Source organism: Acinetobacter sp. SH024 (assembly GCF_000163635.1).
Classification (GTDB): domain Bacteria; phylum Pseudomonadota; class Gammaproteobacteria; order Pseudomonadales; family Moraxellaceae; genus Acinetobacter; species Acinetobacter pittii.
In genome coordinates, this window is sequence record NZ_GG753600.1 from 207,740 (window position 1) to 230,531 (window position 22,792).

The following is a 22,792-nucleotide window of genomic DNA, read 5'->3' on the forward strand; positions in this document are numbered from 1 at the left end:
TCTAGCAAAAGTGTTATCAGAAGCATATCGAGCTTGATAAACGTCATTGATGCTATTTCTTTTAAGCTCACGATAGATCGTACTAGGATGTCTTTTAATAAGTTCAGCAAATTTTCTGGCTGAAAAGCCTTCTTTTCTTGACTCAAGCATTAATGCAGTACGATCTTCAAAGTTAAGATGATGGTATGACAATTTTATATACTCCATAAACCCTTTAAATTAATTAGGTGGTTTATGTCGCACTTCAAGTTTTACTCTGCCAGGTATATAAAATGAAAAATAATATATTTAAACTTCTTGTTTTGATGGTGCTTTCCTCTTACACACTATTTTGTTATGCAAGTAACACAATAATGATAAGAGGAAATATTGTTGAAGATACATGTTCAAGAGAACATAGCGAGATAGAATGTGTTGAGGTAAATAATTTAAATATTAAACTTGATAGTGAATATTTAAATAAAGATAGTCTTTTTAAATTAGCTCAACATACTGAGAAAATGGACACAAGCATTGAGAGCATAAGTTCTAACCACAAAGTCGTGCTTATTAATTACCATTAATATCCAAACTTATTTCTGCAGTAAGTTTGATGAAAGAGTGATTTGTCGAATTCGTCGCATGTTTTGATGAATTGATTGATGAGTCACTCTTTTTTTATAAAAAATGACTATTTGTATATTTTTTCTGTATACATATGCATAATTTATTCTATATAATTGTATTCTATGAATTTAAGCTTATTTTTCACATAATTTGTTTAATTCTTTTTTATTTACATCGTGTTCTTATGTAACTTGCTTCTCTTCATAGCTTTTCTTTTATAAAATAAAAAAACTTTCATAAACAATGATATAGGCCATTGATGGTCGGCCTGAACTTCAAATACGAAATGTGATTTAATTAAAATTATGAAAAAATAATGTGATCTAGTTTGCATTTTGTTTAAGAAGTGTTAAGATTACCGCATTACTTTTCAAGATGTCAAACACTGGAAAAGTAAGGAAATAAACTTTTATCCAGACTTTTGAGAAAACACTATGAAAAAACTTGCTTTGATCGCTGCTCTTTCGGTTGTAGGGATTGCTAATGCTCAAGCTGCTGATGGTACAATTACAATTAATGGTTTAGTTACAGACAAAACTTGTGACATCGTTACCCCTGCTGGTAAAGACTTCACAGTTACTCTTCCAACTGTTTCTAAACAAACTTTAGCTGTTGCTGGGGATGTTGCTGGTCGTACTCCTTTCCAAATCAACTTAGCTAACTGTTCACAAGGTAAAGTAGCTACTTACTTCGAACCAGGTGCAACTGTTGACTTTAATACTGGTCGTTTACTTAACCAAGACGCTACTGGTGCTAAAAACGTTAACGTTCAACTTTTAGGTAGCAATAACAACTTCATCCCAGTACTTGCTGCGGGTGCAAACGGTGCTCAAGCTAACTCTCAATGGGTTGACGTAGCTGATGGCGCAGGTGCTGACCTTAACTACTACGCTGAATACTATGCAACTGGCGCTTCTACTGCTGGTAAAGTAACTACTTCTGTTCAATACACAATTATCTATCAATAATTAATTGATAGCGGGGTTTCTATGTCCACATGGAAACCCTGTTTTGTGTAACGCTTTCCTGAATCTTTCTTGGTTGAGAACTCGAAAATGAAATTGAACAGTTATAATTTTTTGTTAGGTTTAGCATTTGCTTCAGCAGTTATTGCACCTGCTACTCAAGCAGAAATTGTAATTCATGGCACTCGTGTAATTTACCCGTCAGATGCTAGAGAAGTTACGCTACAAGTTAGCAATAACGGTTCAAAGCCAGCACTTGTCCAAGCTTGGATTGACGAAGGTGACCCAAAAAGTACACCGGACCAATCAAAAGTTCCTTTTATGATTGCTCCTCCTATTTCTCGTGTTGAAGCAACGAAAAGTCAGACTCTTCGTATTACAGCTTTACCAAATGCTTCTCAGTTAAATCAGAAGCAAGAAACAGTTCTGTGGTTGAATATTTTAGATATTCCACCAAGACCTACTTCAAAAAGTGAAGATACGACGCCTGATAATTTCTTACAACTTGCAATTCGTTCACGTATTAAATTCTTCTATCGTCCTTCATCGATTAAAGAAGATGCGAATTTAGCATCAGATAAGCTTCAATGGATTAAATCTGGTCAAAGCTTAACGGTAAAGAATCCTACCCCTTTTCATATCACAATGACTTCTGTTTACCAAAAGGCAGGTGATAAAAAAGTAGATTTATTACCTCAGGGGCTAATGATTAAGCCTTTTTCTGAAGCGTCAGTTCAGCTTAAGAATGGCAACCTTCAAGATATGAGTTTTATTAACGTCAATGACTACGGTGGTCGCGTTGAGCACCCGATAAAACTTCAGTAATCAGATTTATCTTTTTAATAAATTTAAGCACCTATATGTGTAGGCGGACTTAGCTATGCCAAAAAAAAGGCAAGAATCTTATAAATTATTAAAACGCCATATTTGTTACTACTTGGCTTCTGGTGTTGTCACAATGACAATGCCTGTATTCGTGCATGCTGAAGAAACAACTACGAGTGCTCCAGTAGAGGCTGAATTTGATTCTGCTTTTTTAATTGGGGATGCTCAAAAAGTTGATATTTCTCGTTTTAAATATGGAAACCCTGTTTTACCAGGCGAATATAACGTTGACGTATATGTAAATGGTCAATGGTTTGGTAAACGTCGTATGGTCTTTAAAGCATTAGACCCTAATAAAAATGCAGTAACCTGTTTTACAGGGATGAACCTTCTTGAGTACGGCGTTAAACAAGACGTTTTGTCTAAACACACTACCCTTCAAAAAGAAAATAATAGTTGTTATAAAATTGAAGAGTGGGTTGAAAATGCATTCTATGAGTTTGATACCTCCCGTTTACGTGTAGATATTTCTATTCCGCAAGTTGCTTTGCAAAAAAATGCGCAAGGTTATGTCGACCCAAGCGTATGGGATCGTGGTATCAATGCTGGTTTTCTGTCTTATAGTGGTAGTGCTTATAAAACATTTAATCAGTCGAATGATCAAAGTGAAACAACAAACGCATTTATGGGCGTTACAGCTGGTTTAAATATTGCTGGTTGGCAATTACGTCATAATGGCCAGTGGCAGTGGCAAGATACCCCTGCTGAAAATCAATCTAAATCAGATTATCAAGAAACAAGTACATACTTACAAAGAGCCTTCCCTAAATACCGTGGTGTTTTAACGCTAGGTGATAGTTTTACAAACGGCGAAGTATTTGACTCTATTGGTTATCGTGGTATCGATTTCTCAAGTGATGACCGAATGCTACCAAATAGTATGTTGGGTTATGCGCCTCGTATTCGTGGTAACGCAAAAACCAATGCAAAAGTTGAAGTTCGTCAACAAGGCCAACTTATCTATCAAACAACGGTTGCACCAGGTAACTTTGAGATTAATGACCTTTACCCTACTGGTTTTGGTGGTGAAATTGAAGTTTCTATTATTGAAGCAAATGGTCAAGTACAAAAATTTTCGGTTCCATATGCTTCAGTTGTACAAATGTTGCGTCCAGGTGTAAACCGTTATTCTTTAACTGTAGGTCAGTTCCGAGATCAAGATATTGACCTTAATCCTTGGGTAGTTCAGGGTAAATACCAACAAGGTATTAACAACTACCTAACAGGTTATACAGGCATACAAGCTACAGAAAATTATGCTGCTGTATTGTTAGGTGCTGCTTTTGCTACACCAATTGGTGCTGTTGCATTAGATGTGACCCACTCTGAAGCTGATTTTGAAAAACAGTCATCACAATCTGGGCAAAGTTTCCGTTTAAGTTATAGTAAGTTAATTTCTCCGACTAACACAAACTTAACCCTTGCTGCATATCGTTACTCGACAGAAAACTTTTATAAATTACGTGATGCTCTACTTATTCGCGATTTAGAAGAAAAAGGCGTAAACACTTATGCGGCTGCGGGCCACCAGCGTAGTGAATTCCAAATTACTTTAAACCAAGGACTTCCTGAAGGTTGGGGTAACTTCTATGTAGTGGGTTCGTGGGTTGACTATTGGAACCGTAGCGAAAGTACTAAACAGTACCAAATTGGTTATAGCAATAACTACCATGGTTTAACTTATGGTTTATCTGCGATTAACCGTAAGGTTGAGTACGGTTCAAATGATGCGACGCATGATACTGAATATTTAATGACGCTTTCATTCCCAATTAACTTTAAAAAGAATTCAGTCAACGTCAACGTTACTGCTTCTGAAGACAGCCGTACTGTTGGCGCAAGTGGGATGGTTGGTGATCGCTTTAGTTATGGTGCCTCTGTTTCACATCAAGACTATGCAAATCCAACATTTAACGCTAATGGACGTTATCGTACGAACTATGCAACTGTTGGCGGCTCTTATAGTATTGCTGATTCTTACCAACAAGCAATGGTTAGCTTAAGTGGTAGTGTAGTTGCACATTCAGATGGTATTTTATTTGGACCTGAGCAAGGTCAAACAATGGTACTTGTACATGCACCTGATGCAGCTGGGGCAAAAGTTAATAATACCGTTGGTTTAAGCGTAAATAAGGCTGGTTATGCGGTTATCCCGTATGTTACACCTTATCGCCTAAACGATATTACGCTTGACCCACAAGAGATGTCGAGCCAAGTAGAGCTTGAAGAAACAAGTCAACGTATCGCACCTTTTGCTGGTGCAATTGCGAAAGTAGATTTTACGACCAAGACAGGTTATGCAGTCTACATTAATAGTAAAACTGCTGATGGCAACAGTTTACCATTTGGAGCTCAAGTCTTTAACCAAAAAGATGAAGCTGTAGGTATTGTTGCACAAGGTAGTATGATTTACTTACGTACCCCACTTGCTCAAGATAGTCTCTATGTGAAATGGGGCGACGAAAGCAATGAGCGTTGTTCGGTTGAGTACAACATCAGTAATCAGTTGCAAAACAAGCAACAAAGCATGGTAATGACTGAGGCTGTCTGCAAATGAAAAGAATATTATTAACAGGTTTTTTATTTACGGCTGGTCTTGGTGTATATGGTGAAGCCAATGCTTACTGTACACTCAGTTCTGGATTCAGCACAGTTGATATATCAATGGCTGTTGGACGAGTTGTTGTTCGACCAAGTGATCCTGTTGGAAAGGTTCTAAGAAAAGCAACTTTTCCAATCAACTCAACTGGACAGGCTTCAACAGCCAAATGCACGTCATATAGTGATAGTATTACAGCGGTATTAACTCAAAGTTACCCTTTAAGCTCACTCGGTAACAGTATTTATTCTACAAATATTCCTGGGATTGGTATTCGCTTATATCGTGAAGCTGAAAATGCAACTAACTTTTCAGGGTATTATCCATATAGTCGTAGTGTGACACCAGGTACGAGTTATTTTCTTGCTTCGGGATATTTTGTTGTCGAAATTGTGAAAACAGCTGAACAGACTGGTTCGGGCACGTTAGTTCCTGGCTTATATAGTCGATACTATGTAAGTGGTTATATGAACCGCCCTTTTTTAACCAGTACTGTTAATGGTAATGCGATTACCATTGCTTCTTCTTCATGTGAAATCCAGGGTAATATTAATAAAGTTGTACAGCTTCCAACCGTTACAAAAGCTGGGTTCAAAGGCGTTGGTTCTACTCAAGGCGAACAAACCTTTGATATGAACATCTTATGTAATGGTGGTATCAACCCTACTGGCTACGAAGAGAAAAACCTCATTAGTTTAACTTATGACTTTACCCAAGACGGAACAAACACTCAGGTACTCGCAAATACTGCTCCGACATCTGAAAAAGCAAACGGCGTAGGTGTACAGTTACTCTGGAACTATCAAAATAAGAATCAAGTCATCAAAAAAGGTGACAAATTAGCCCTAGGTACATTGTCTTCTAACCAGACAATTCAATATAACGTACCGATGACTGCCCGCTACTATCAAACAGCAACAAATGTGACTGCTGGTAAGGTCCGTGCAATGGCTACTGTAACTATTGAATATGATTAATCATATTCAATAGTTTTTAAACCCAATAATTTTAAATATTAATAATAAATTTTACTTTATCACTACTTTCAAAGAATTTAATACTTAACTTAATAGGAATATTTATGAAAAAAATAGGTATAGTTGCTGTTAGTGCAATTACATTATGTTGGGCAATGTATGAGGTATCTTCTGATAATACCAATACAGTAACGCCTAATCAGGCTAGCCAAAAAGTATCATCTAAAAGCATTTCATCGACTACAAAGAATGAAAAATTAGCGTCTCAAACCCTCTTAGCTCAAACTACCTCCCTTAACTCTTCTGCTCCAGTCTGCAAATACAATTTTGACGCGACTCAAGCAGATTTCGATCTATGGAGTAATGAAAATCCTGGATATGTTCCTCTGAAGATATTCCCATCGATAGCAGGCCAAAAATTTAGTCTTAAAGTAGAACCTAGGCCAGAAAGTGAGTATGGCTACATAGATTATGTAGCTAGAAGTAAAGCTAGTCTTAATTCGTCTAATGACATTGGAGATTTCACACTTCCTCATACTGGTATTATCGCATTAGAAATAGAACTTAAAATACCAACAATAAAACTTGTTAATTCAGGATTTGAAAACAATACGTATATGTCTAGTATTTATTTTACGGGCGTGACAAATAATGGTTATACAGTTAGATCAAGCTATGGGTTTGATATGGGAAGTTATGATCCAGATTTTGGTGAAAACCCTCCTATGTTAATTTATTCTGTAAATTATCGTCTTAGCGATAATAGTGGGCCTGATCATTCCTACTACAAAAGCCAGAACATGACAAATAATACACAGGAATATCAACGATTAGGAATATATATTAACCAGAATAATGGGCAGGTCGGTTTTATTGTAAATGGTGTTGATCAAGGTTATAAATCTACTTTACCTGCTCCACTTGAAAATATAAGTTTTAATGTAGTAAGTGGTTTATCAATATATTCTAATCAGTTATTTGGGCAAGAGTTGTCTAGTGAACTCATTACTGACCGTAATGCATTACAGTTTAACTATCCTCAGGGCACAACAGACATGTGTGGTAATGCTATTTAAGATATAAAACTATAAGTGGTAAAAAAGGGCTGAATCACAGCCCTTTTTTTCTTTTATTTAGAAATGAATGACAGTACGAATTGATTTACCTTCGTGCATTAAATCAAAAGCGGTATTAATGTCTTGTAGAGGCATTGTATGCGTTACAAAAGGTTCAAGTTGAATCTCACCTTTCATAGCATCTTCGACCATTTTAGGAAGTTGTGAGCGGCCTTTTACCCCACCAAAAGCAGTACCTAACCATTTACGGCCTGTCACTAGCTGGAATGGACGAGTCGAAATTTCTTGACCTGCACCAGCAACACCAATAATAACGGATTGTCCCCAACCACGATGTGCACACTCTAGAGCCGAACGCATAACCTTGACGTTACCAATACATTCAAATGAATGATCTACGCCCCAACCTGTCATTTCTACAATCACTTGCTGAATAGGTTGGTCATAATCTTTTGGATTTAAGAAATCGGTAGCACCAAACTGTTTAGCAAGTTCAAATTTATCTGGGTTTGTATCTACGACAATAATGCGTCCTGCTTTCGCTTGGCGTGCACCTTGTACAACAGCTAAACCAATACCGCCTAAACCAAATACGGCAACAGAATCACCTTCTTGTACTTTTGCTGTGTTATGCACGGCGCCAATACCAGTTGTCACACCACATCCAAGTAAACAAACTTGTTCGTGATTCGCTTCAGGATTGATTTTAGCCAAAGAGACTTCTGCAACTACCGTATATTCACTAAAGGTTGAACAACCCATGTAATGGTAAATCGGTTCGCCGTTATATGAAAAACGTGTGGTTCCATCCGGCATTACACCTTTACCTTGAGTAGCACGTACCGCAACACATAAGTTGGTTTTTCCAGATTTACAGAATAAACACTCTTTACATTCAGCCGTATAAAGTGGAATCACATGGTCACCAGGTTTAACGCTTGTTACGCCCTCACCCACTTCAACCACAACACCTGCGCCTTCATGACCTAAGATGGCAGGAAAAACACCCTCTGGGTCATCGCCAGATAATGTAAAAGCATCGGTATGACATACCCCTGTATGGGTAATTTTTATTAAAACTTCACCCGCTTGAGGTGGTGCAACATCAACTTCAACAATTTCTAAAGGTTTTCCTGGGGCAAAGGCGACAGCTGCACGAGATTTCATCTTTGGGTTTCCTTTAAATCATTCGGTATTTATAGTCGAGCAAAATAGATTATATATTGATAATACAAGAGCTTAATTTTGCTTAAATTAAAATTGGCTTTCATGACAATCTATCACAGCATAGCCAGTCAAATACATCTAAGCAAGCCTACATTCAAAAAAGTAGAAAACCTCTTACTTGAAGAGGTTTCTTATCAAATCATTATCTTATAAGCAGCTTATTTTTACTTAGAGGTAAATATCTGGTGGATATGGTGTGTTATCACTAATTGGAGAATAAAGCGTATTTTCAACAAAGAAGCCATTTGGAGCTTGAGTGGTATCAATCGTAATTGAATCAAACATAACTTGTGGATATGCCCAGATAAATTGCTTCATTAACCCTAAAGAAACATTGTTTTTCATATCACCAAAAATTCGTTGCCAAATGGGTGTTCGATATGGCTTGGTTTTATCAAAACCATAGATATAAGCAATAGAGGCATCGGGAACAAAACCAGATAAATAAATGACTTTATTGGCAGGATAGCCTAACCCCTGTATAGGTATTTGGGAAACTGCCTGATGTGCCAAGTCTAAGCGAGCTTCTAGCAACCAGTCATAAGCTTCTGTCATCATGTAATCAAAATTAGGATATGAATAATGTTGGCTTGGATAGTTAATATAAGTAGCTAATGTCTGAATTGGGGACTGAATGGAAGGAAAGAAAATAAGAGGACTAACTTTGGCACTGGAATATTTTGCTTTGATCACGGTACGAATATTTTGACAGGTTTGACCTAATTTATTTCTAAGCCATGTTTTAAACTCATCATAAGGCGTTCCTGTTTTATTCATTGCCTCATAAATAGTACCCAAATCTGGTGCATATAAACCTGTATCTGCATTAAAAGCCAATTTTGTTGGGTAGTCATACACACAAGGTAGATTGGTGTCAGTGTTATACCACCACCAAGGTTCACCGATCTGCATATTTACATCGCATCCACCCACTACCATTGCATCAGCAAACTCAATAAAGACTTTATGTAGATATGCCAAAGCATTCTGATGACTTAAACTAAAAAAATAGCTCGGTGGTTGGTAGCCTGTTTTACCTAAATTACTGTTCCAGTCACGCTGTGCCCAATATTCATTGGCCCCCAAGGAATACATTTCAAAACTGACCCCAAAAATGGGTTGTAAACTGGCGTTATGTAAAGCCTGGGCATATTTCTCATGCCATTTACGAGTGCATGAGTTAACGACCGCCTCGCCTGTCACCAACGTATCAGGTATTTGCCATTTATTAATATCGCTTTTCCATGTCATTTCTGGATAATGCGACATTCCACAATAGTGGTTAACAAAACCCTGGTATCCCAAAGCGACCATATTGTTGACTAGGCGCTGCGGGTTTAAGTCATAATGGTCGTCATAGCTGGTGCAGATACCATAATTGTGCTGTGGCACAACTACACGGCTCAAATTTAACTTTGCATTTGTTCCAGTTACAACGGAGTTAGTGAGGCGAATGTAGCCATCTTTTGGTTGACTTAGAGGTATAGCGGTTTGACCATTATAGTCACTGGTAAAGCCCGAAAATGAGATTCGCTGAATATTGGTTACCGGAAAGCTATCTGTAGCAGAGAAGCCTGCTTTTACTGTATCCCAATTAATACGAATATGCGCCGTTCGCGATGAAGGATTATTTGCGTAATTAAATAGAACAATATATGCAATTTTATTTACGCCATTTTCATTATAGTACACCGTTAAAGTGGGCGTTAAACTTGGATTGTTCAGCACTGGCATCGTGGCAGATAGTTCAATATCGAAGTCCCAAACCACCCCTGCATAGCTATATTTGGTTTGATACGCTAAAAATTTATGATCTTTAGTGTCATAAGAATCCCAAGTAATTCCTACCAAATCATTTGTCATACGTGATCTAAAAGATGCTTCAAAACCATTTCCATAGTTCGTAATGGCGAAAGACATCGTTTGCGGGCCGTCTATTCTCCAATAAATAGGGCTAAACCGATCAATAAGTGTATTCTGAGTGATTGGGCGAGGTGATGTATTAGTATTATTTTGTACATTTTGTGAGTTAGTTATCATGTCTACATTCTCTTAATGTATTAAGAAGTTTTATATTAAATAATAATTCCTATTTTATTGTTCAGATAAGTAACAATGACGTTTAAATTATTTACAGTTTATATTTATCATCAAGTTCAAAATAAAATTAAACCTGAAATCTTATTATTCTTCTAAAATATTTTTACACTGAGGAGTTAATAAATGGAAACTTTTATACAGCCTATAAATTTTAAGAGTTTGTTTTTATTTACTCCTCTTGTATTTGCATTATTAGGTTGTACTGAAACTTTATATTCCAACACAACGTCGACCACAAAGATCTCTTCGGAAAGTAACGCTTATCCAGAGATCGACACAGTATTAGGAGAAAAGTTACAGCCTAACGAAGAGTTGCTCGCTCAAAACATAGCTCAAGTCATTGAAAAGTCAATTCGGGAACAGTATACGGCTGGAAATGCTTTACGTGATGCACATCCTAAGGCGCATGGTTGTGTTCGTGCCGATTTTCATGTCTCAAAAAATATACTTAACCAGTTTGCTAAAGGAATGTTTATTCCAGATCGAAGTTATCAAGCATGGATTCGATTTTCTAATGCTTCAAATGATGCCTCTAATGCGGACATTAAAAAAGATGCACGTGGCATAGCAATAAAAATTTTAGGTGTGTCTGGACAGAAAATTTTAGAAAGTGAAAAACAAGCAACCACGCAAGATTTTATTATGATTAATCATCCGGTCTTTTTTGCGAATGATGCTAAACGATATCTTTCTTTTATGAATGATGTGAATAGCCATAATATGATCAGAAAACTTTATATTCCATTTGCATTAGGTGTTAAAGGAACTGTGAATGCACTCGGAGCACGTAACTCACAAATCACAAACCCACTCTATACGCGTTACTGGTCTATGGTTCCCTATCAATTAGGGCTAGGTAATGACCGAAAAGCGGTTAAATATTCAGTCCGTTCTTGTTCAATGCAGCCAAATAATCTACCTAAAAATCCTAGTCATGATTTCTTAAGAGAAGCTTTAAAGAATACTTTGCAAAGTACAGATGCTTGTATGGAATTTCTTATTCAACCACGAACTTCAAATCAAATGTTGGTAGAAGACTCAATGACAGAATGGGATGAAAAAGCAGCTCCTTTTTATCAAGTAGCAACTATTCATATTCCCAAGCAGAACTTTGATACACCAGAACAAAATAAGTTTTGTGAGAATCTGTCTTTTACACCGTGGCATGCCCTACCTGAGCATAAACCATTAGGTGCAGTAAACCGAATGCGTAAAGTCATTTATGAAAACATCAGCAGAGTTCGACATGATATGAATTCAGCTCCTAGACAAGAACCTTAAATACTTTATCCATTGTGGTTTGGTATAAAATTTTTTTACAGATGAGTGTTTGCAATTGCTTCTTTTTAAGGGAGATTTTTGCTTGTATCGATAGTAATTCGGTCAATGAAATCTGCCAACCATAAAATAAAATCATCTTCGCTTTTATGCTTTGGAATCAAACTCATATCTAGCTTAATAGGAAGTTCATTTTTTACACTAATAACAACACCTTCGAAGTTCACAAAGTTATATAAAAACTTTAGTTCAGTGCCTGCAATAGCTTTTTTTATTTCTACAATAAGATTGTTTAAATTTCTAAAATGATTGTTTGAATAAGAACTTTTAATATTTTTATTAATTTTTTCTGCTAATAGTAAATATTTTGGCATTTCTATCTCCTTATTAATTATTTGTAAAATATAAGTATAAGTTGAAAGCTATAAAAATAAGTTTTTAATTTTTATTAAATTGTTTCTGTATTTTTAATTTTAATTGATAATTTATGTGCAATATAACTGTTTTATTGATTTAAAATGTGATTTATTTGGGATTTTATTCTGATTAAATTGGTGGGTATTCTTTAATCTCAGTTAAGGATAATTAATTAAGTTTTATATTAAATAGGCTCAATATTTAAAATGTTGAGCCTATTTAATTTTTAATATTCACTTAAGACTAAAAGTAAAAATTTACATCTTAAGTCAATTTTGGGAAACTCTTGATTTTATGAATTTTCCCACATTTTCTGCATTCTTTAACTTCGTCATGAGTAATATCAAAGTCATATTCCCAGACATGAATACAGAAAACTTGTCTAAGGTTGTGGAGCATAGACACCTCCTTATAAAAAACCAACTCATTAGTAAGTTCTTTATGAATGTAGTTCGCTTATTTTGATGAGTTCTCCTCTTTAGCTTTATCCTCCTTGTGTTTACAGCAGTAACCGAAAACAGCCCCAGCACCAAAGAAAAACATAGCTTTGAACATACTTATCTCCAAACGATAGTTAAGTAAATTTAAAATTAACATTGAAGGTTGTATCTGTTTTTAGGCCAATGAGACAGATTCTGTGCGTTATGCAAACTTTTGTGAAAAGTTATAACAATATATTTTTTATGAATAAGGTGGGTAAAATTAAAAAACCGCCCCAGTAGGCGGTTGCTGAATTTACAGCGAGATATAGAAGTGTAGTGGACGATCACTTCTATATTTTTTATGTACTTATTTTTCTTGGCTTATAATTTTATTAAAGGCATCAGATTTGAAATAATTAATGATCATCTCTCCATCATCTTGTGTAGAAGATGATACTTTGGGTGGTTCCTCATAATTAAACTTAAAGTCTGGAGGAATAAATTTTGAGATCGGAGGAAGCTTTGCCTCACCTCCTGTCGTAATTCTTTCAATAAAACCCGCAAGCCAAAGTATATATTCGTCTTTATTTTTATATTTAGGCATAAGGCTCATGTCTAACTTAATGGCACACTCCTCTAAGGGCTTGGTTAGGCATTCCTCAAAATCTATAAAATTGTATTTAAGTTTAAATTTGGTACCTTTAATTTCATTACGAATTACACCAACTAATTGATTTAAGTTTTCTGCCGAGCTTTCTGAAAATAAATTTTTGTCCTCAATCTTTTTATATACATTCTCAGCGATGATTAAATATTGTGGCATCTCTATTTTCTCCCTTTTATTATTAAGCTACTCACTCAGCTCTTTAAGGAAGTATGATAGATATCATGTTTTCTAATGTAATTGTTGTACTGCCAATTGTAATTAGTGTGTTTTTGTGAAAGCTGCAAGCATAACCATCCGAAAAAATTAAATTTAATGCCAACTAAGTCTCGTTTTTAAAAAATTCTTTAGTCAAACAATATGTTTAGTTCATTCAGAGTTGGAAGTTCATCGTAAGATTCATCTGCATCTACTGTATTTACCCAATTTGACTTTGAAACGATACAAAAATTAAGCTTTTTTAGCACAACAATATCTTTGTCTAATAAACCTAATGGAATCCACATAAAATCAGTAGTGCCTACTAAGTTAGGTACTGGTGATCCACATTGACTGCAAAATGAAGATGTGAAGCCAGTTTCTTTTTTATAGGTGCGGACAAGTTCTAAACCTGATAACCATTCAAATTTATCCTTATTTACTAATGTTGCTGCATTTGCCCCCGTTCCCGTTTGTTTACGGCAGAGACTACAATGGCAATGATAGACCGTGTTTATTTCATTAGTAACTGAAAATTTGACTTGATTACATAGACAAGAACCCACGTGACTCATCTCAAGCATCCTTAAAAAAATAATATTGAATATAGCATTAGGCATAAAAGGGTTAAATTTTACTTTATATTTTTTAATGGATATGTTTTCTAAGAAGTGCCAATAAATATAAGGAATTGCTAGCGTTGAGGCTTGGCAGAATGTATTTATAACGTTTAATATGAATTTTGACATATAAATTGAATATAAAAATGCTGAGATGTGTTTATCTTGGATGCGACTTTAAAAGCTTACATGATTAATCAAATCTATCAGCAGTATAGTAGTATGGCATTAAATGCTTGGGGCTTTACACATACACCTTCGTATAACGGTACATACGACCCTGATGAGAATGATATAGTGACGAATAGCTTTAATTGGTTGAATGATGAGCAAGCTACAAAAAAAACAGAACAAGGACTGACTGCTTTTGTGGCATTAGATGATGCCTTTATTAGTATCGCTTCTCGTATGTATCTGATTAGAAATGCAAAAGAAAAAATCGATTTACAATATTATATTTGGACCAATGATTTTGTTGGAAACTTAATGCTGCACGAGTTACTAACGGCGGCAGATCGTGGCGTAAAAATCCGCTTACTTATTGATGATCAAAATGGAGTAAAGCTGGATGGAGTTCTTAGAAGCCTTCTCCACCACCCCAATTTTGAAATTCGATTATTTAATCCATATAAGTTTAGATATTTAAGAATTTTAGACTATATTTTTCGGTTCAAAAAAGTAAATCATCGCATGCATAATAAGTTAATTATTGCAGATGGCGTGATTGCGGTAACAGGCGGTCGAAATATTAGTAGTGAGTATTTTGATGCAAGTAGTAAATTTCAGTTTACAGATCTAGATATTTTATTTTATGGACATACCGTACAACATGCACAGTCTGTCTTTAATGATTTTTGGGAAAGCGATTTAAGTCAAAATGCTACTGAGCTGGTAGGAACATGTGCTGTCCACCATTTGCAAACACTAAGGCAGCACTACCATGATTTAATTCATGAAAGTGAAAATCATACTCAAACTGAAGATAAGCTTTACGATGCTCAAAGCTATTTAAAAGAACTTTTAGAGCACTATCCAATCCAGTGGTCAAAAGCATATTTTGTTGCTGATTCACCTAAAAAAATCTTAGGACTGGCCGCTAAAGAAGAAATGCTTTATGGGCAAGTCCTAAAGATTATGGGTGAACCAAAGCAGCATATCGAATTAGCTTCTGCTTATTTTGTTCCTACTCAACAAGGCACTTATTATTTAAAACAACTCAAGGTGCAAGGTGTTAAAGTTAGGGTTTTAACCAACTCTTTTGCTGCAAATGATGTAGCAATTGTGCATGCCTTTTATAGTCAATATCGAGTTGAGATGCTTAAAAGTGGTGTAGAACTATTTGAGTTTAAGCCCTTTTTAGAACGCAGACGCAGAACTTGGTATGAAGTGGTGACTGGAAGTGTGATTCCTGCTAAAGGTAAAAATAAATCGAGCTTACATGCCAAGTTTTTTGATGTAGACGGTAAAGTATTTATTGGTTCGTTTAACTTTGATCCTCGTTCGACTTACTTAAATACTGAGGTCGGTCTGGTTATTGAGTCGAGTCAATTACAAGCGCAAATTTCGGTCATGCTCGATCAGCACTTACCTCAAGTTGCTTACCAGCTTAAGTTAAATAGTGAAGGCAAAATTGTTTGGTTAGATTATCAGTCGGATGGAAAGATTGTTGAATATGAAAAAGACCCAGATACGAGCCTTTTCCAACGTACCATGATTAAAGCTGTTTCATATTTACCAGTTGAATGGATGATGTAACAGCATTTCAAGTTTACTTATAAAATGCCTATCTCTTTAAAGAATTTTTGATAAGTCTCTGCTTTCTTCTCTAGCGCTAATGGATATGCTCTAGAAGAAGATGGTAGACGATATAAATTAATATTTCGTCCAGCAAAGTAAGTCGAGGTAGACATTCCTATAAGCGGTTTTTCGGTGTGCTCTGGTAAAACTGAAATTAAAGTATCAGTCGCTTTATCGCCTGTGGTCATAATGGTTTGACATAGAGGAATTTGCTGAAGTAAAACTGCAAGATCTGTTGGTGTTACTATTTCAAGAAATTTATCTGCGGCATTCCCTTTCAACCGCTTAATTTGATAAGCGGTATCAAAGATTGCAATACCAGTTTCAATCAAGAAGTTTCGAATACGTTCTTCATTAAAATTTTTTTGGCTTTCACTTAAAAAGTAAGTTTTGTCTTGGAAAAAGATCAAACCGAAAATACGCCACATATCATTTTGGAAATTGGGATAGTAAAAATCCATCTTCCATTTATTACGTGGTGGTGGAAAACTGCCTAACATTAATAAACGGGCATTCTCAGGTAAAAATGGCTCAAGTGGATGGGTTTCTATCTCAATTATCATAAAAAATCAGTATTTACTTAAAAATTTTATAAACAAATTAACCTATTTTTTAGTTAATCACGAGTCATGAAATGCAATTTCTCTTGCTTAAAGCGTTAAAGGTTGTACAAAAGCGATCATTATTGAGGAATGCTTATTCTAAAAATACTATGTGAATGTTGATTTAAATAATCGACTTGACCTTTATGGGCAATCACAAGGGCTTGTACAACCGAAAGACCTAACCCAGTGCCGCCTAACTCTTTATTTCTTGATTGTTCTAACCTGAAAAAAGGGTTAAATAAATCTTTCCGATGCTCAGCTGAAATGCCAGGTCCTTCATCTTCTATTTCAAGAATCCAGCTAGTTTGTTCTTGTCTCGTTGAAACAATTAACTTTCCCTGATTGGCATAACGTGTAGCGTTATCCAGTAAAGCAATTAAAATCTGTTCAATTCGCCGTTGATCACACTCAACTTTTGGCGCTTCAATATCGAAAATGACTTTAAGCTGAGCTTTTTCTAATTTTTCTTCAAACATGTGCACGACTTTATGAGCAGTTTCATTAAAACAAATCGTTTCGAGGTTAAGTCTAAGCTGTTGGTTTTCAAAAAGACTCAATGTACGTAAATCTTCGACTAGGTTTGAAAGACCTTCTACTTGATTCAGTAAGTTTTTAAATAAAATAGGGTCAGCTTCAAAAACACCATCAATAATCCCCTGCAACCTACCTTGCAAAATGGTGACTGGCGTTCTTAACTCATGTGCAATTGCGGCATTCCAGACATGAGCATTTTCAACTGAGGTCTCTAGTTTTTGAGCCATATCATTAAAATTATCCATGAGCTCACCAATTTCAGAAGAATGATGCATCGGTTTTTCAACTCGTGCGCTTAAATCCCCATGACTAATTTTCTTAGCTGCATCGGCTAATAGATTAATAGGCACAATAAAACGTTGAGCAAGCTTGATGCCTAAAATAATTGATAATGCTGTGCCAAACAAAAGCACGGCGAATAACCATATACCATCTAGATAGTGGAAAAACTCATCACTTTCTTTCAGCTTTTCGAGAGATATAAGCCCTACTTCAATTGCAACATAGTAGGTGCCATAACCTAAAATTAGCGAACTCAGCGTAACACTTAGGCTGGTAAAGCTCAGTGCAATAATCAGTTGCTTACTAATTCCCGTTTTATTTTTCATGTGGATGATCCAACCTGTAGCCTACACCACGAACATTAATGAGCATATTTCGTAAACCCAGATCTTCTATTTTCTTTCGTAGCTTACTGACATGACTATCGACCGTACGTTCTAATGCATCTCGATCTGGTAGACACTGATTCATGAGCTCTGAACGAGTAAAGACTTTATGAGGATGCGGTAACATCAGTAATAAAATTTTGTACTCAGTTAGAGTTAAATTGAGTGTTTGTTTTTGATCGCCCGAATGGATGTAAGCAGTATGAATTTCGGTATTCACCTCAATATTTTTATAAATCAGATTTCGGTTTGGAGTTTGCTGGTTTTGTTGAGTACGTCTTAGTACTGCTTGTACACGTGCGACCACTTCATTTGGGTTAAAGGGTTTTACGACAAAGTCGTCTGCTCCAATCCTTAAAGCCATGACTTTATCGATTTCTTGATCTAAAGCCGTAAGCATAATGACTGGTGTCGCTGCTTTCTGCCGAATTTTATTCAGTACTTCCCACCCGCTCAGTTCCGGCATTTTTATATCGAGAATAACTAGATCAATAGGTTGCGCTGCGTGTATTTCAATTGCCTGCTTACCATTCATGGCCCGTACAACACGCATACCTTCACGCTTAAGATAATGTTCAATAATATCGCCAATATCATATTCATCTTCTACAACAAGAATAAGCTTATCCTGACAATTAAACGTAAAGGTTGACTCGAACATAGCAATAAAACGCGGGAAAAATTTGATTTATCATACGCGTATTTTTTGATAGATCTCCACACTTTTTCCACATATTCGTGATTTTGGTTACACACACATCAAAAATAATGCCAGCATCTAGAAGTCCATTAGGTGTTATAAAAGTGCAAAAGCATTTTTTAGTTCCATTCGTTTTATCTTTCGGTCTTGTATTACATGGCTGTGGCAATGAACAAGTAAGTGATCAAACACAAGTACCTACGGCTAAGGTTACAGTTATTTCAATTCAACCGCAGTCTATTAACTTTAGTGAAAATCTACCAGCGCGTGTTCAAGCTTTCAGAACTGCTGAAATTCGTCCTCAAGTTGGCGGTATTATCGAAAAAGTTTTATTCGCTCAAGGTAGTGAAGTTAAAGCTGGACAACCTCTATATAAAATAAACTCAGAAACATTTGAGGCTGATGTAAATAGTAATCGAGCTGGTTTAAATAAAGCTGAAGCAGAAGTAAACCGCTTAAAAATACAACTTGAGCGCTACCAGCAACTTTTACCAAGTAATGCGATTAGCAAGCAAGAAGTAAGTAATGTCGAAGCGCAATATCGACAAGCGATTGCAGATGTTGCTCAAATGAAAGCGTTATTGGCTCGTCAAAATCTTAATTTACAGTATGCGACAGTGCGAGCACCGATTTCCGGACGTATTGGTAAATCATTCGTAACGGAAGGCGCTTTGGTTAGTCAGGCTGATAGCAACACTATGGCGACTATTCAACAAATTGACCGCGTTTATGTCGATGTAAAGCAGTCTATTGGAGAATATGAGCGCCTACAGGCGGCTCTACAAAGTGGTGAGTTATCAGCCAACAATCAAAAAGCTGTACAGATTTTGAATAGTTTGGGACAGCCCTATAACGTTACAGCAAAAATGCTGTTTGAAGATATAAATGTGGACCCTGAAACTGGGGATGTCACCATCCGTATTGAAGTGAACAATCCTGAAAGAAAATTACTGCCGGGTATGTATGTCCGCGTTAATATTGAGCGTGCTTCGGTTCCTCAGGCCTTACTCGTGCCAGAACAAGCTATTCAGCGCAATATGAATGGCGATCCTCAAGTTTATGTAGTGAATGCCAAAGGTGGCGCAGATGTTCGCTCAGTAGAGTTAGGGCAACAATATGAGCAGTTTTATCTCATCAATAAAGGGCTGAAAGCAGGCGACAAAGTTGTTGTTGAAGGCATAGAGCGTATCCAACCCAACCAAAAACTGGCAATTTCAGCATGGAAAGCAGCCTCAACAAAAAATACGGTGAAGCAAGGAGATGCTAAATGATGTCTCAATTCTTTATTCGCCGTCCTGTTTTTGCATGGGTAATTGCAATTTTTATTATTCTATTTGGTGTACTGAGTATTCCAAAGTTACCCATTGCACGCTTTCCGAGTGTTGCACCACCCGAAGTGAACATTACAGCAAGTTATCCTGGCGCTACTCCCAAAACGATTAATGATAGTGTAATTACCCTTATTGAACGGGAAATGTCAGGAGTAAAAAACTTACTCTACTATAGTGCTACAACAGATTCGTCAGGAACCGCTGAAATTACCGCGACGTTTAAACCCGGTACTAATGTGGATATGGCACAAGTCGACGTACAAAACAAAATTAAAGCGGTTGAAGCACGCTTACCCCAAGTCGTCCGCCAACAAGGCTTAGCTGTAGAGGCATCGTCTTCAGGCTTTTTAATGCTTGTCGGTTTAAACTCACCTAACCATCGTTATTCAGAAGTCGATTTAAGCGATTATCTGGTTCGTAATGTGGTCGAAGAGCTTAAACGTGTTGACGGTGTCGGAAAAATTCAGTCCTTTGGTGCCGAAAAAGCGATGCGAATTTGGGTAGACCCAAATAAATTAGTTTCTTATGGTCTATCGATTAGTGATGTAAATAATGCAATTCGTAACAATAATATCGATATTGCACCAGGACGACTTGGTGACCGTCCTCTCGTTAATGGTCAATTAATTACTATACCTTTATCCGCTCAAGGACAGCTTGAAAATGTAGAGCAGTTCAAAAATATTAGTCTAAAGAGCAATATTAGTGGTGCCAATATTAAGTTGTCGGATGTAGCCGACGTAGAAATGGGAGCTCAGTCATATAATTTTGCGATTTTAGAAAATGGTAAACCTGCAACAGCTGCGGCCATTCAGTTGAGCCCTGGTGCAAATGCAGTAAAAACAGCAGATGCGGTAAAACAGAAACTCGAAGAACTAAAAGTAAATTTACCTGAAGGCATGCAATTTAGCGTTCCTTACGATACTGCACCTTTTGTTAAAATTTCGATAGAAAAAGTAGTTCATACATTAATTGAAGCCATGGTTTTGGTCTTCATTGTGATGTATCTATTTCTTCATAATGTTCGCTATACCTTAATTCCTGCGATTGTCGCTCCAATTGCCCTGCTTGGTACGTTTACCATCATGCTTTTAACAGGTTACTCAATTAATGTGTTAACCATGTTCGGTATGGTGCTTGCGATCGGGATTATCGTCGATGACGCGATTGTAGTCGTTGAGAATGTAGAACGAATTATGGCAACCGAAGGTCTATCGCCTAAAGAAGCGACTTCAAAAGCCATGACAGAGATTACCAGCCCGATTATTGGTATTACTTTGGTACTGGCAGCCGTATTTTTACCAATGGCCTTAGCAAGTGGTTCAGTCGGTATTATTTACCGCCAATTTACCATTACGATGTCAGTCTCAATTTTATTCTCGGCATTTTTAGCTTTAACACTCACCCCTGCACTTTGTGCAACCTTATTAAAACCAGTTGATGCAAATCATCAAAAGAAAGGTTTTTATGCATGGTTTGATCGTAGCTTTGATAAAGTCACAAAAAAATATGAAGCGATTTTACTTAAAGTCGTTAAACATACTATTCCGACTTTAATTATTTTTGTGGTGATTACAGGTTTAACTTTTGCAGGCATGAAATATTGGCCAACTGCTTTTATGCCAGAGGAAGATCAAGGCTGGTTTTTAACTTCGTTCCAACTACCTTCAGATGCGACTGCTGAACGTACAACAAAAATTGTGAAAGATTTTGAAGGCCATTTAAATGAGCAGTCGGATGTTAAAAGCAATATTTCAATTATGGGTTGGGGATTTAGTGGCGCTGGCCAAAACGTTGCACTCGCTTTTACAACCTTAAAAGATTTTGGTGAGCGTGATAAATCTACTACTGACTATACCAACTTCATAAATGCTGAAATGGCAAACAGTAAAGAAGGTACAACTATGTCTGTACTTCCTCCAGCAATTGATGAATTGGGTACATCTTCAGGCTTTAGTTTGCGTTTACAAGACAAAGCAAATTTAGGAATGCCTGCTTTAATTTCAGCCCAAGAAAAGCTTATGGAAATGGCGGCCCAAAACAAAAAGTTTTATATGGTTTACCCAGAAGGTTTACCTCAAGGTGACAATATTAGCTTGAAAATCGACCGCGAGAAATTAAACACTCTAGGAGTAAGCTTTGCTTCTGTTTCAGATATTATTTCGACCTCAATGGGATCGATGTATATCAATGATTTTCCAAATCAAGGCAGAATGCAGCAAGTTATTGTTCAAGCCAATGCAAAATCACGAATGCATTTAAAAGATATCATAAGTTTGAAGGTTGCAGGCGCAAACGGACAACTGGTGTCTTTATCCGAAGTCGTGATTCCTCAGTGGAATAAGTTGCCGCAGCAATATAACCGCTACAATGGCCGACCATCATTAAGTATCGCTGGCGTGCCTAACATAGGGGTATCTTCAGGTGATGCGATGCGAGAAATGGAAAAGCTGATTGCCAAACTTCCTCAAGGTATTGGTTATGAGTGGACAGGTATTTCACTGCAAGAAAAGCAATCTGAATCTCAAATGATATTCCTTATTGCTTTATCAATGTTAGTCGTGTTTTTAGTTTTAGCTGCACTTTATGAAAGTTGGTCAATTCCATTATCTGTCATGCTTGTTGTTCCCTTAGGAATCTTTGGTGCAGTATTAGCCATTATGTTAAGAGGAATGCCAAACGATATTTTCTTCAAAATTGGTCTCATCACTATTATTGGTTTATCTGCCAAAAATGCGATTTTAATTGTTGAGTTCGCAAAGATGCTCAAAGAAGAAGGCATGACTTTAATTGAAGCAGCCGTTGCAGCAGCAAAGTTACGCCTACGCCCAATTTTGATGACTTCCCTTGCCTTTACTTGTGGTGTTATCCCATTGGTCATTGCAACCGGAGCAAGTTCGGAAACTCAGCATGCATTAGGTACAGGGGTATTTGGAGGTATGATATCTGCCACCATCTTGGCCATCTTTTTTGTTCCCGTGTTCTTTATTTTTGTGTTGGGAGCTGCAGAGAAACTATTTTCCAAAAAGAAAATTAATTCTTAGTTAAATGGATTGAGGCGAAACGTATCTATGTTTCGCCTCAATGACTTAGAAATATGAAAAATGTACTTACAGAAAAACG

Annotated in this window: 19 protein-coding genes; 10 read left to right on the forward strand and 9 right to left on the reverse strand. The window is 36.6% G+C overall.

Going from position 1 to position 22,792, the window contains the following annotated elements; genetic code table 11:
• The coding region (locus HMPREF0013_RS06915) for a helix-turn-helix domain-containing protein (protein WP_240490963.1) at nt 1-150 on the reverse strand (150 nt) is incomplete at its 3' end.
• Nucleotides 151-272: 122 nt separating this feature from the next.
• Here HMPREF0013_RS06915 and HMPREF0013_RS06920 point away from each other — a divergent pair.
• The 6 genes from HMPREF0013_RS06920 (at nt 273) to HMPREF0013_RS06945 (ending at nt 7,108) form a co-directional block, all read left to right on the forward strand.
• On the forward strand, nt 273-563 hold the full coding sequence (locus HMPREF0013_RS06920) for a hypothetical protein (RefSeq protein WP_005802202.1): 291 nt from the start codon (nt 273-275) through the stop codon (nt 561-563).
• A 477-nt stretch (nt 564-1,040) separates the two neighbouring features.
• Nucleotides 1,041-1,574 carry a fimbrial protein gene (locus HMPREF0013_RS06925; protein WP_002113678.1) on the forward strand — a complete coding sequence of 178 codons (534 nt, stop codon included), beginning with the start codon at nt 1,041-1,043 and terminating at the stop codon, nt 1,572-1,574.
• Between the two features lie 87 nt (nt 1,575-1,661).
• Nucleotides 1,662-2,396, forward strand: a complete 735-nt coding sequence (locus tag HMPREF0013_RS06930; RefSeq protein ID WP_002113601.1) for a molecular chaperone — start codon at nt 1,662-1,664, stop codon at nt 2,394-2,396.
• A 55-nt stretch (nt 2,397-2,451) separates the two neighbouring features.
• Nucleotides 2,452-5,013, forward strand: coding sequence for a fimbria/pilus outer membrane usher protein (locus HMPREF0013_RS06935; protein WP_002113628.1), 2,562 nt, complete (start codon nt 2,452-2,454; stop codon nt 5,011-5,013).
• Nucleotides 5,010-6,032, forward strand: a complete 1,023-nt coding sequence (locus tag HMPREF0013_RS06940) for a fimbrial protein (protein WP_002113594.1) — start codon at nt 5,010-5,012, stop codon at nt 6,030-6,032. The genes HMPREF0013_RS06935 and HMPREF0013_RS06940 overlap by 4 nt, the downstream gene beginning before the upstream one ends.
• A 104-nt stretch (nt 6,033-6,136) precedes the next feature.
• Complete coding sequence (locus HMPREF0013_RS06945) at nt 6,137-7,108, forward strand: DUF4882 family protein (protein ID WP_002113831.1); 972 nt, start codon at nt 6,137-6,139, stop codon at nt 7,106-7,108.
• Nucleotides 7,109-7,165: 57 nt separating this feature from the next.
• Here the strand turns inward: HMPREF0013_RS06945 and HMPREF0013_RS06950 are convergent, their stop codons facing one another.
• Both HMPREF0013_RS06950 and HMPREF0013_RS06955 read right to left on the reverse strand, forming a co-directional pair.
• Nucleotides 7,166-8,275 carry an S-(hydroxymethyl)glutathione dehydrogenase/class III alcohol dehydrogenase gene (locus tag HMPREF0013_RS06950; RefSeq protein ID WP_002113559.1) on the reverse strand — a complete coding sequence of 370 codons (1,110 nt, stop codon included), beginning with the start codon at nt 8,273-8,275 and terminating at the stop codon, nt 7,166-7,168.
• A gap of 228 nt (nt 8,276-8,503) precedes the next feature.
• A complete protein-coding gene (locus HMPREF0013_RS06955) occupies nt 8,504-10,375 on the reverse strand; it encodes a hypothetical protein (protein ID WP_005802207.1) in 1,872 nt (623 codons plus the stop codon).
• 183 nt (nt 10,376-10,558) lie between these two features.
• On the opposite strand from HMPREF0013_RS06955, the gene HMPREF0013_RS06960 reads away from it, so the two are divergent.
• Nucleotides 10,559-11,716: a catalase family protein gene (locus HMPREF0013_RS06960; RefSeq protein ID WP_002113758.1), complete on the forward strand. Its 1,158-nt coding sequence runs from the start codon at nt 10,559-10,561 to the stop codon at nt 11,714-11,716.
• Between the two features lie 65 nt (nt 11,717-11,781).
• On the opposite strand, the gene HMPREF0013_RS06965 is transcribed toward HMPREF0013_RS06960, so the two are convergent.
• From HMPREF0013_RS06965 to HMPREF0013_RS06975, 3 genes are all read right to left on the reverse strand, one after another.
• Nucleotides 11,782-12,087: a hypothetical protein gene (locus HMPREF0013_RS06965; protein WP_002113703.1), complete on the reverse strand. Its 306-nt coding sequence runs from the start codon at nt 12,085-12,087 to the stop codon at nt 11,782-11,784.
• 832 nt (nt 12,088-12,919) lie between these two features.
• On the reverse strand, nt 12,920-13,375 hold the full coding sequence (locus HMPREF0013_RS06970; protein WP_002113876.1) for a hypothetical protein: 456 nt from the start codon (nt 13,373-13,375) through the stop codon (nt 12,920-12,922).
• A gap of 188 nt (nt 13,376-13,563) precedes the next feature.
• The gene (locus HMPREF0013_RS06975) at nt 13,564-13,998 is read right to left on the reverse strand and encodes a GFA family protein (RefSeq protein WP_014206733.1); all 435 of its coding nucleotides are present in this window, start codon (nt 13,996-13,998) and stop codon (nt 13,564-13,566) included.
• 201 nt (nt 13,999-14,199) lie between these two features.
• Here HMPREF0013_RS06975 and HMPREF0013_RS06980 point away from each other — a divergent pair, with 201 nt between their 5' ends.
• Nucleotides 14,200-15,789 carry a phospholipase D family protein gene (locus HMPREF0013_RS06980; RefSeq protein WP_019767813.1) on the forward strand — a complete coding sequence of 530 codons (1,590 nt, stop codon included), beginning with the start codon at nt 14,200-14,202 and terminating at the stop codon, nt 15,787-15,789.
• Nucleotides 15,790-15,806: 17 nt separating this feature from the next.
• Here HMPREF0013_RS06980 and HMPREF0013_RS06985 read toward each other — a convergent pair whose 3' ends face one another.
• The 3 genes from HMPREF0013_RS06985 to adeR all read right to left on the reverse strand — a co-directional run bounded on the left by HMPREF0013_RS06985 (nt 15,807) and on the right by adeR (nt 18,299).
• Nucleotides 15,807-16,394 carry a DNA glycosylase gene (locus tag HMPREF0013_RS06985; RefSeq protein ID WP_002113666.1) on the reverse strand — a complete coding sequence of 196 codons (588 nt, stop codon included), beginning with the start codon at nt 16,392-16,394 and terminating at the stop codon, nt 15,807-15,809.
• A 119-nt stretch (nt 16,395-16,513) separates the two neighbouring features.
• Nucleotides 16,514-17,578 carry a two-component sensor histidine kinase AdeS gene (adeS, locus tag HMPREF0013_RS06990; RefSeq protein WP_005802214.1) on the reverse strand — a complete coding sequence of 355 codons (1,065 nt, stop codon included), beginning with the start codon at nt 17,576-17,578 and terminating at the stop codon, nt 16,514-16,516.
• Nucleotides 17,568-18,299: an efflux system response regulator transcription factor AdeR gene (gene adeR, locus HMPREF0013_RS06995; protein ID WP_002113657.1), complete on the reverse strand. Its 732-nt coding sequence runs from the start codon at nt 18,297-18,299 to the stop codon at nt 17,568-17,570. Before adeR ends, adeS begins: the two co-directional genes overlap by 11 nt.
• A 143-nt stretch (nt 18,300-18,442) precedes the next feature.
• On the opposite strand from adeR, the gene HMPREF0013_RS07000 reads away from it, so the two are divergent.
• Nucleotides 18,443-19,609 carry an efflux RND transporter periplasmic adaptor subunit gene (locus HMPREF0013_RS07000; RefSeq protein WP_002113853.1) on the forward strand — a complete coding sequence of 389 codons (1,167 nt, stop codon included), beginning with the start codon at nt 18,443-18,445 and terminating at the stop codon, nt 19,607-19,609.
• Complete coding sequence (locus HMPREF0013_RS07005) at nt 19,606-22,713, forward strand: efflux RND transporter permease subunit (RefSeq protein ID WP_002113644.1); 3,108 nt, start codon at nt 19,606-19,608, stop codon at nt 22,711-22,713. The genes HMPREF0013_RS07000 and HMPREF0013_RS07005 overlap by 4 nt, the downstream gene beginning before the upstream one ends.
• Nucleotides 22,714-22,792: the final 79 nt, after the last annotated feature.

What these genes read in the sequence shown, in the direction of transcription:
- HMPREF0013_RS06920 (WP_005802202.1), top strand. Translation starts at nt 273, where the DNA reads ATGAAAAATAATATATTTAAACTTCTTGTTTTGATGGTGCTTTCCTCT.
- HMPREF0013_RS06925 (WP_002113678.1), top strand. Translation starts at nt 1,041, where the DNA reads ATGAAAAAACTTGCTTTGATCGCTGCTCTTTCGGTTGTAGGGATTGCT.
- HMPREF0013_RS06930 (WP_002113601.1), top strand. Translation starts at nt 1,662, where the DNA reads ATGAAATTGAACAGTTATAATTTTTTGTTAGGTTTAGCATTTGCTTCA.
- HMPREF0013_RS06935 (WP_002113628.1), top strand. Translation starts at nt 2,452, where the DNA reads ATGCCAAAAAAAAGGCAAGAATCTTATAAATTATTAAAACGCCATATT.
- HMPREF0013_RS06940 (WP_002113594.1), top strand. Translation starts at nt 5,010, where the DNA reads ATGAAAAGAATATTATTAACAGGTTTTTTATTTACGGCTGGTCTTGGT.
- HMPREF0013_RS06945 (WP_002113831.1), top strand. Translation starts at nt 6,137, where the DNA reads ATGAAAAAAATAGGTATAGTTGCTGTTAGTGCAATTACATTATGTTGG.
- HMPREF0013_RS06950 (WP_002113559.1), bottom strand. Translation starts at nt 8,275, where the DNA reads ATGAAATCTCGTGCAGCTGTCGCCTTTGCCCCAGGAAAACCTTTAGAA.
- HMPREF0013_RS06955 (WP_005802207.1), bottom strand. Translation starts at nt 10,375, where the DNA reads ATGATAACTAACTCACAAAATGTACAAAATAATACTAATACATCACCT.
- HMPREF0013_RS06960 (WP_002113758.1), top strand. Translation starts at nt 10,559, where the DNA reads ATGGAAACTTTTATACAGCCTATAAATTTTAAGAGTTTGTTTTTATTT.
- HMPREF0013_RS06965 (WP_002113703.1), bottom strand. Translation starts at nt 12,087, where the DNA reads ATGCCAAAATATTTACTATTAGCAGAAAAAATTAATAAAAATATTAAA.
- HMPREF0013_RS06970 (WP_002113876.1), bottom strand. Translation starts at nt 13,375, where the DNA reads ATGCCACAATATTTAATCATCGCTGAGAATGTATATAAAAAGATTGAG.
- HMPREF0013_RS06975 (WP_014206733.1), bottom strand. Translation starts at nt 13,998, where the DNA reads ATGCTTGAGATGAGTCACGTGGGTTCTTGTCTATGTAATCAAGTCAAA.
- HMPREF0013_RS06985 (WP_002113666.1), bottom strand. Translation starts at nt 16,394, where the DNA reads ATGATAATTGAGATAGAAACCCATCCACTTGAGCCATTTTTACCTGAG.
- adeS (WP_005802214.1), bottom strand. Translation starts at nt 17,578, where the DNA reads ATGAAAAATAAAACGGGAATTAGTAAGCAACTGATTATTGCACTGAGC.
- adeR (WP_002113657.1), bottom strand. Translation starts at nt 18,299, where the DNA reads ATGTTCGAGTCAACCTTTACGTTTAATTGTCAGGATAAGCTTATTCTT.
- HMPREF0013_RS07005 (WP_002113644.1), top strand. Translation starts at nt 19,606, where the DNA reads ATGATGTCTCAATTCTTTATTCGCCGTCCTGTTTTTGCATGGGTAATT.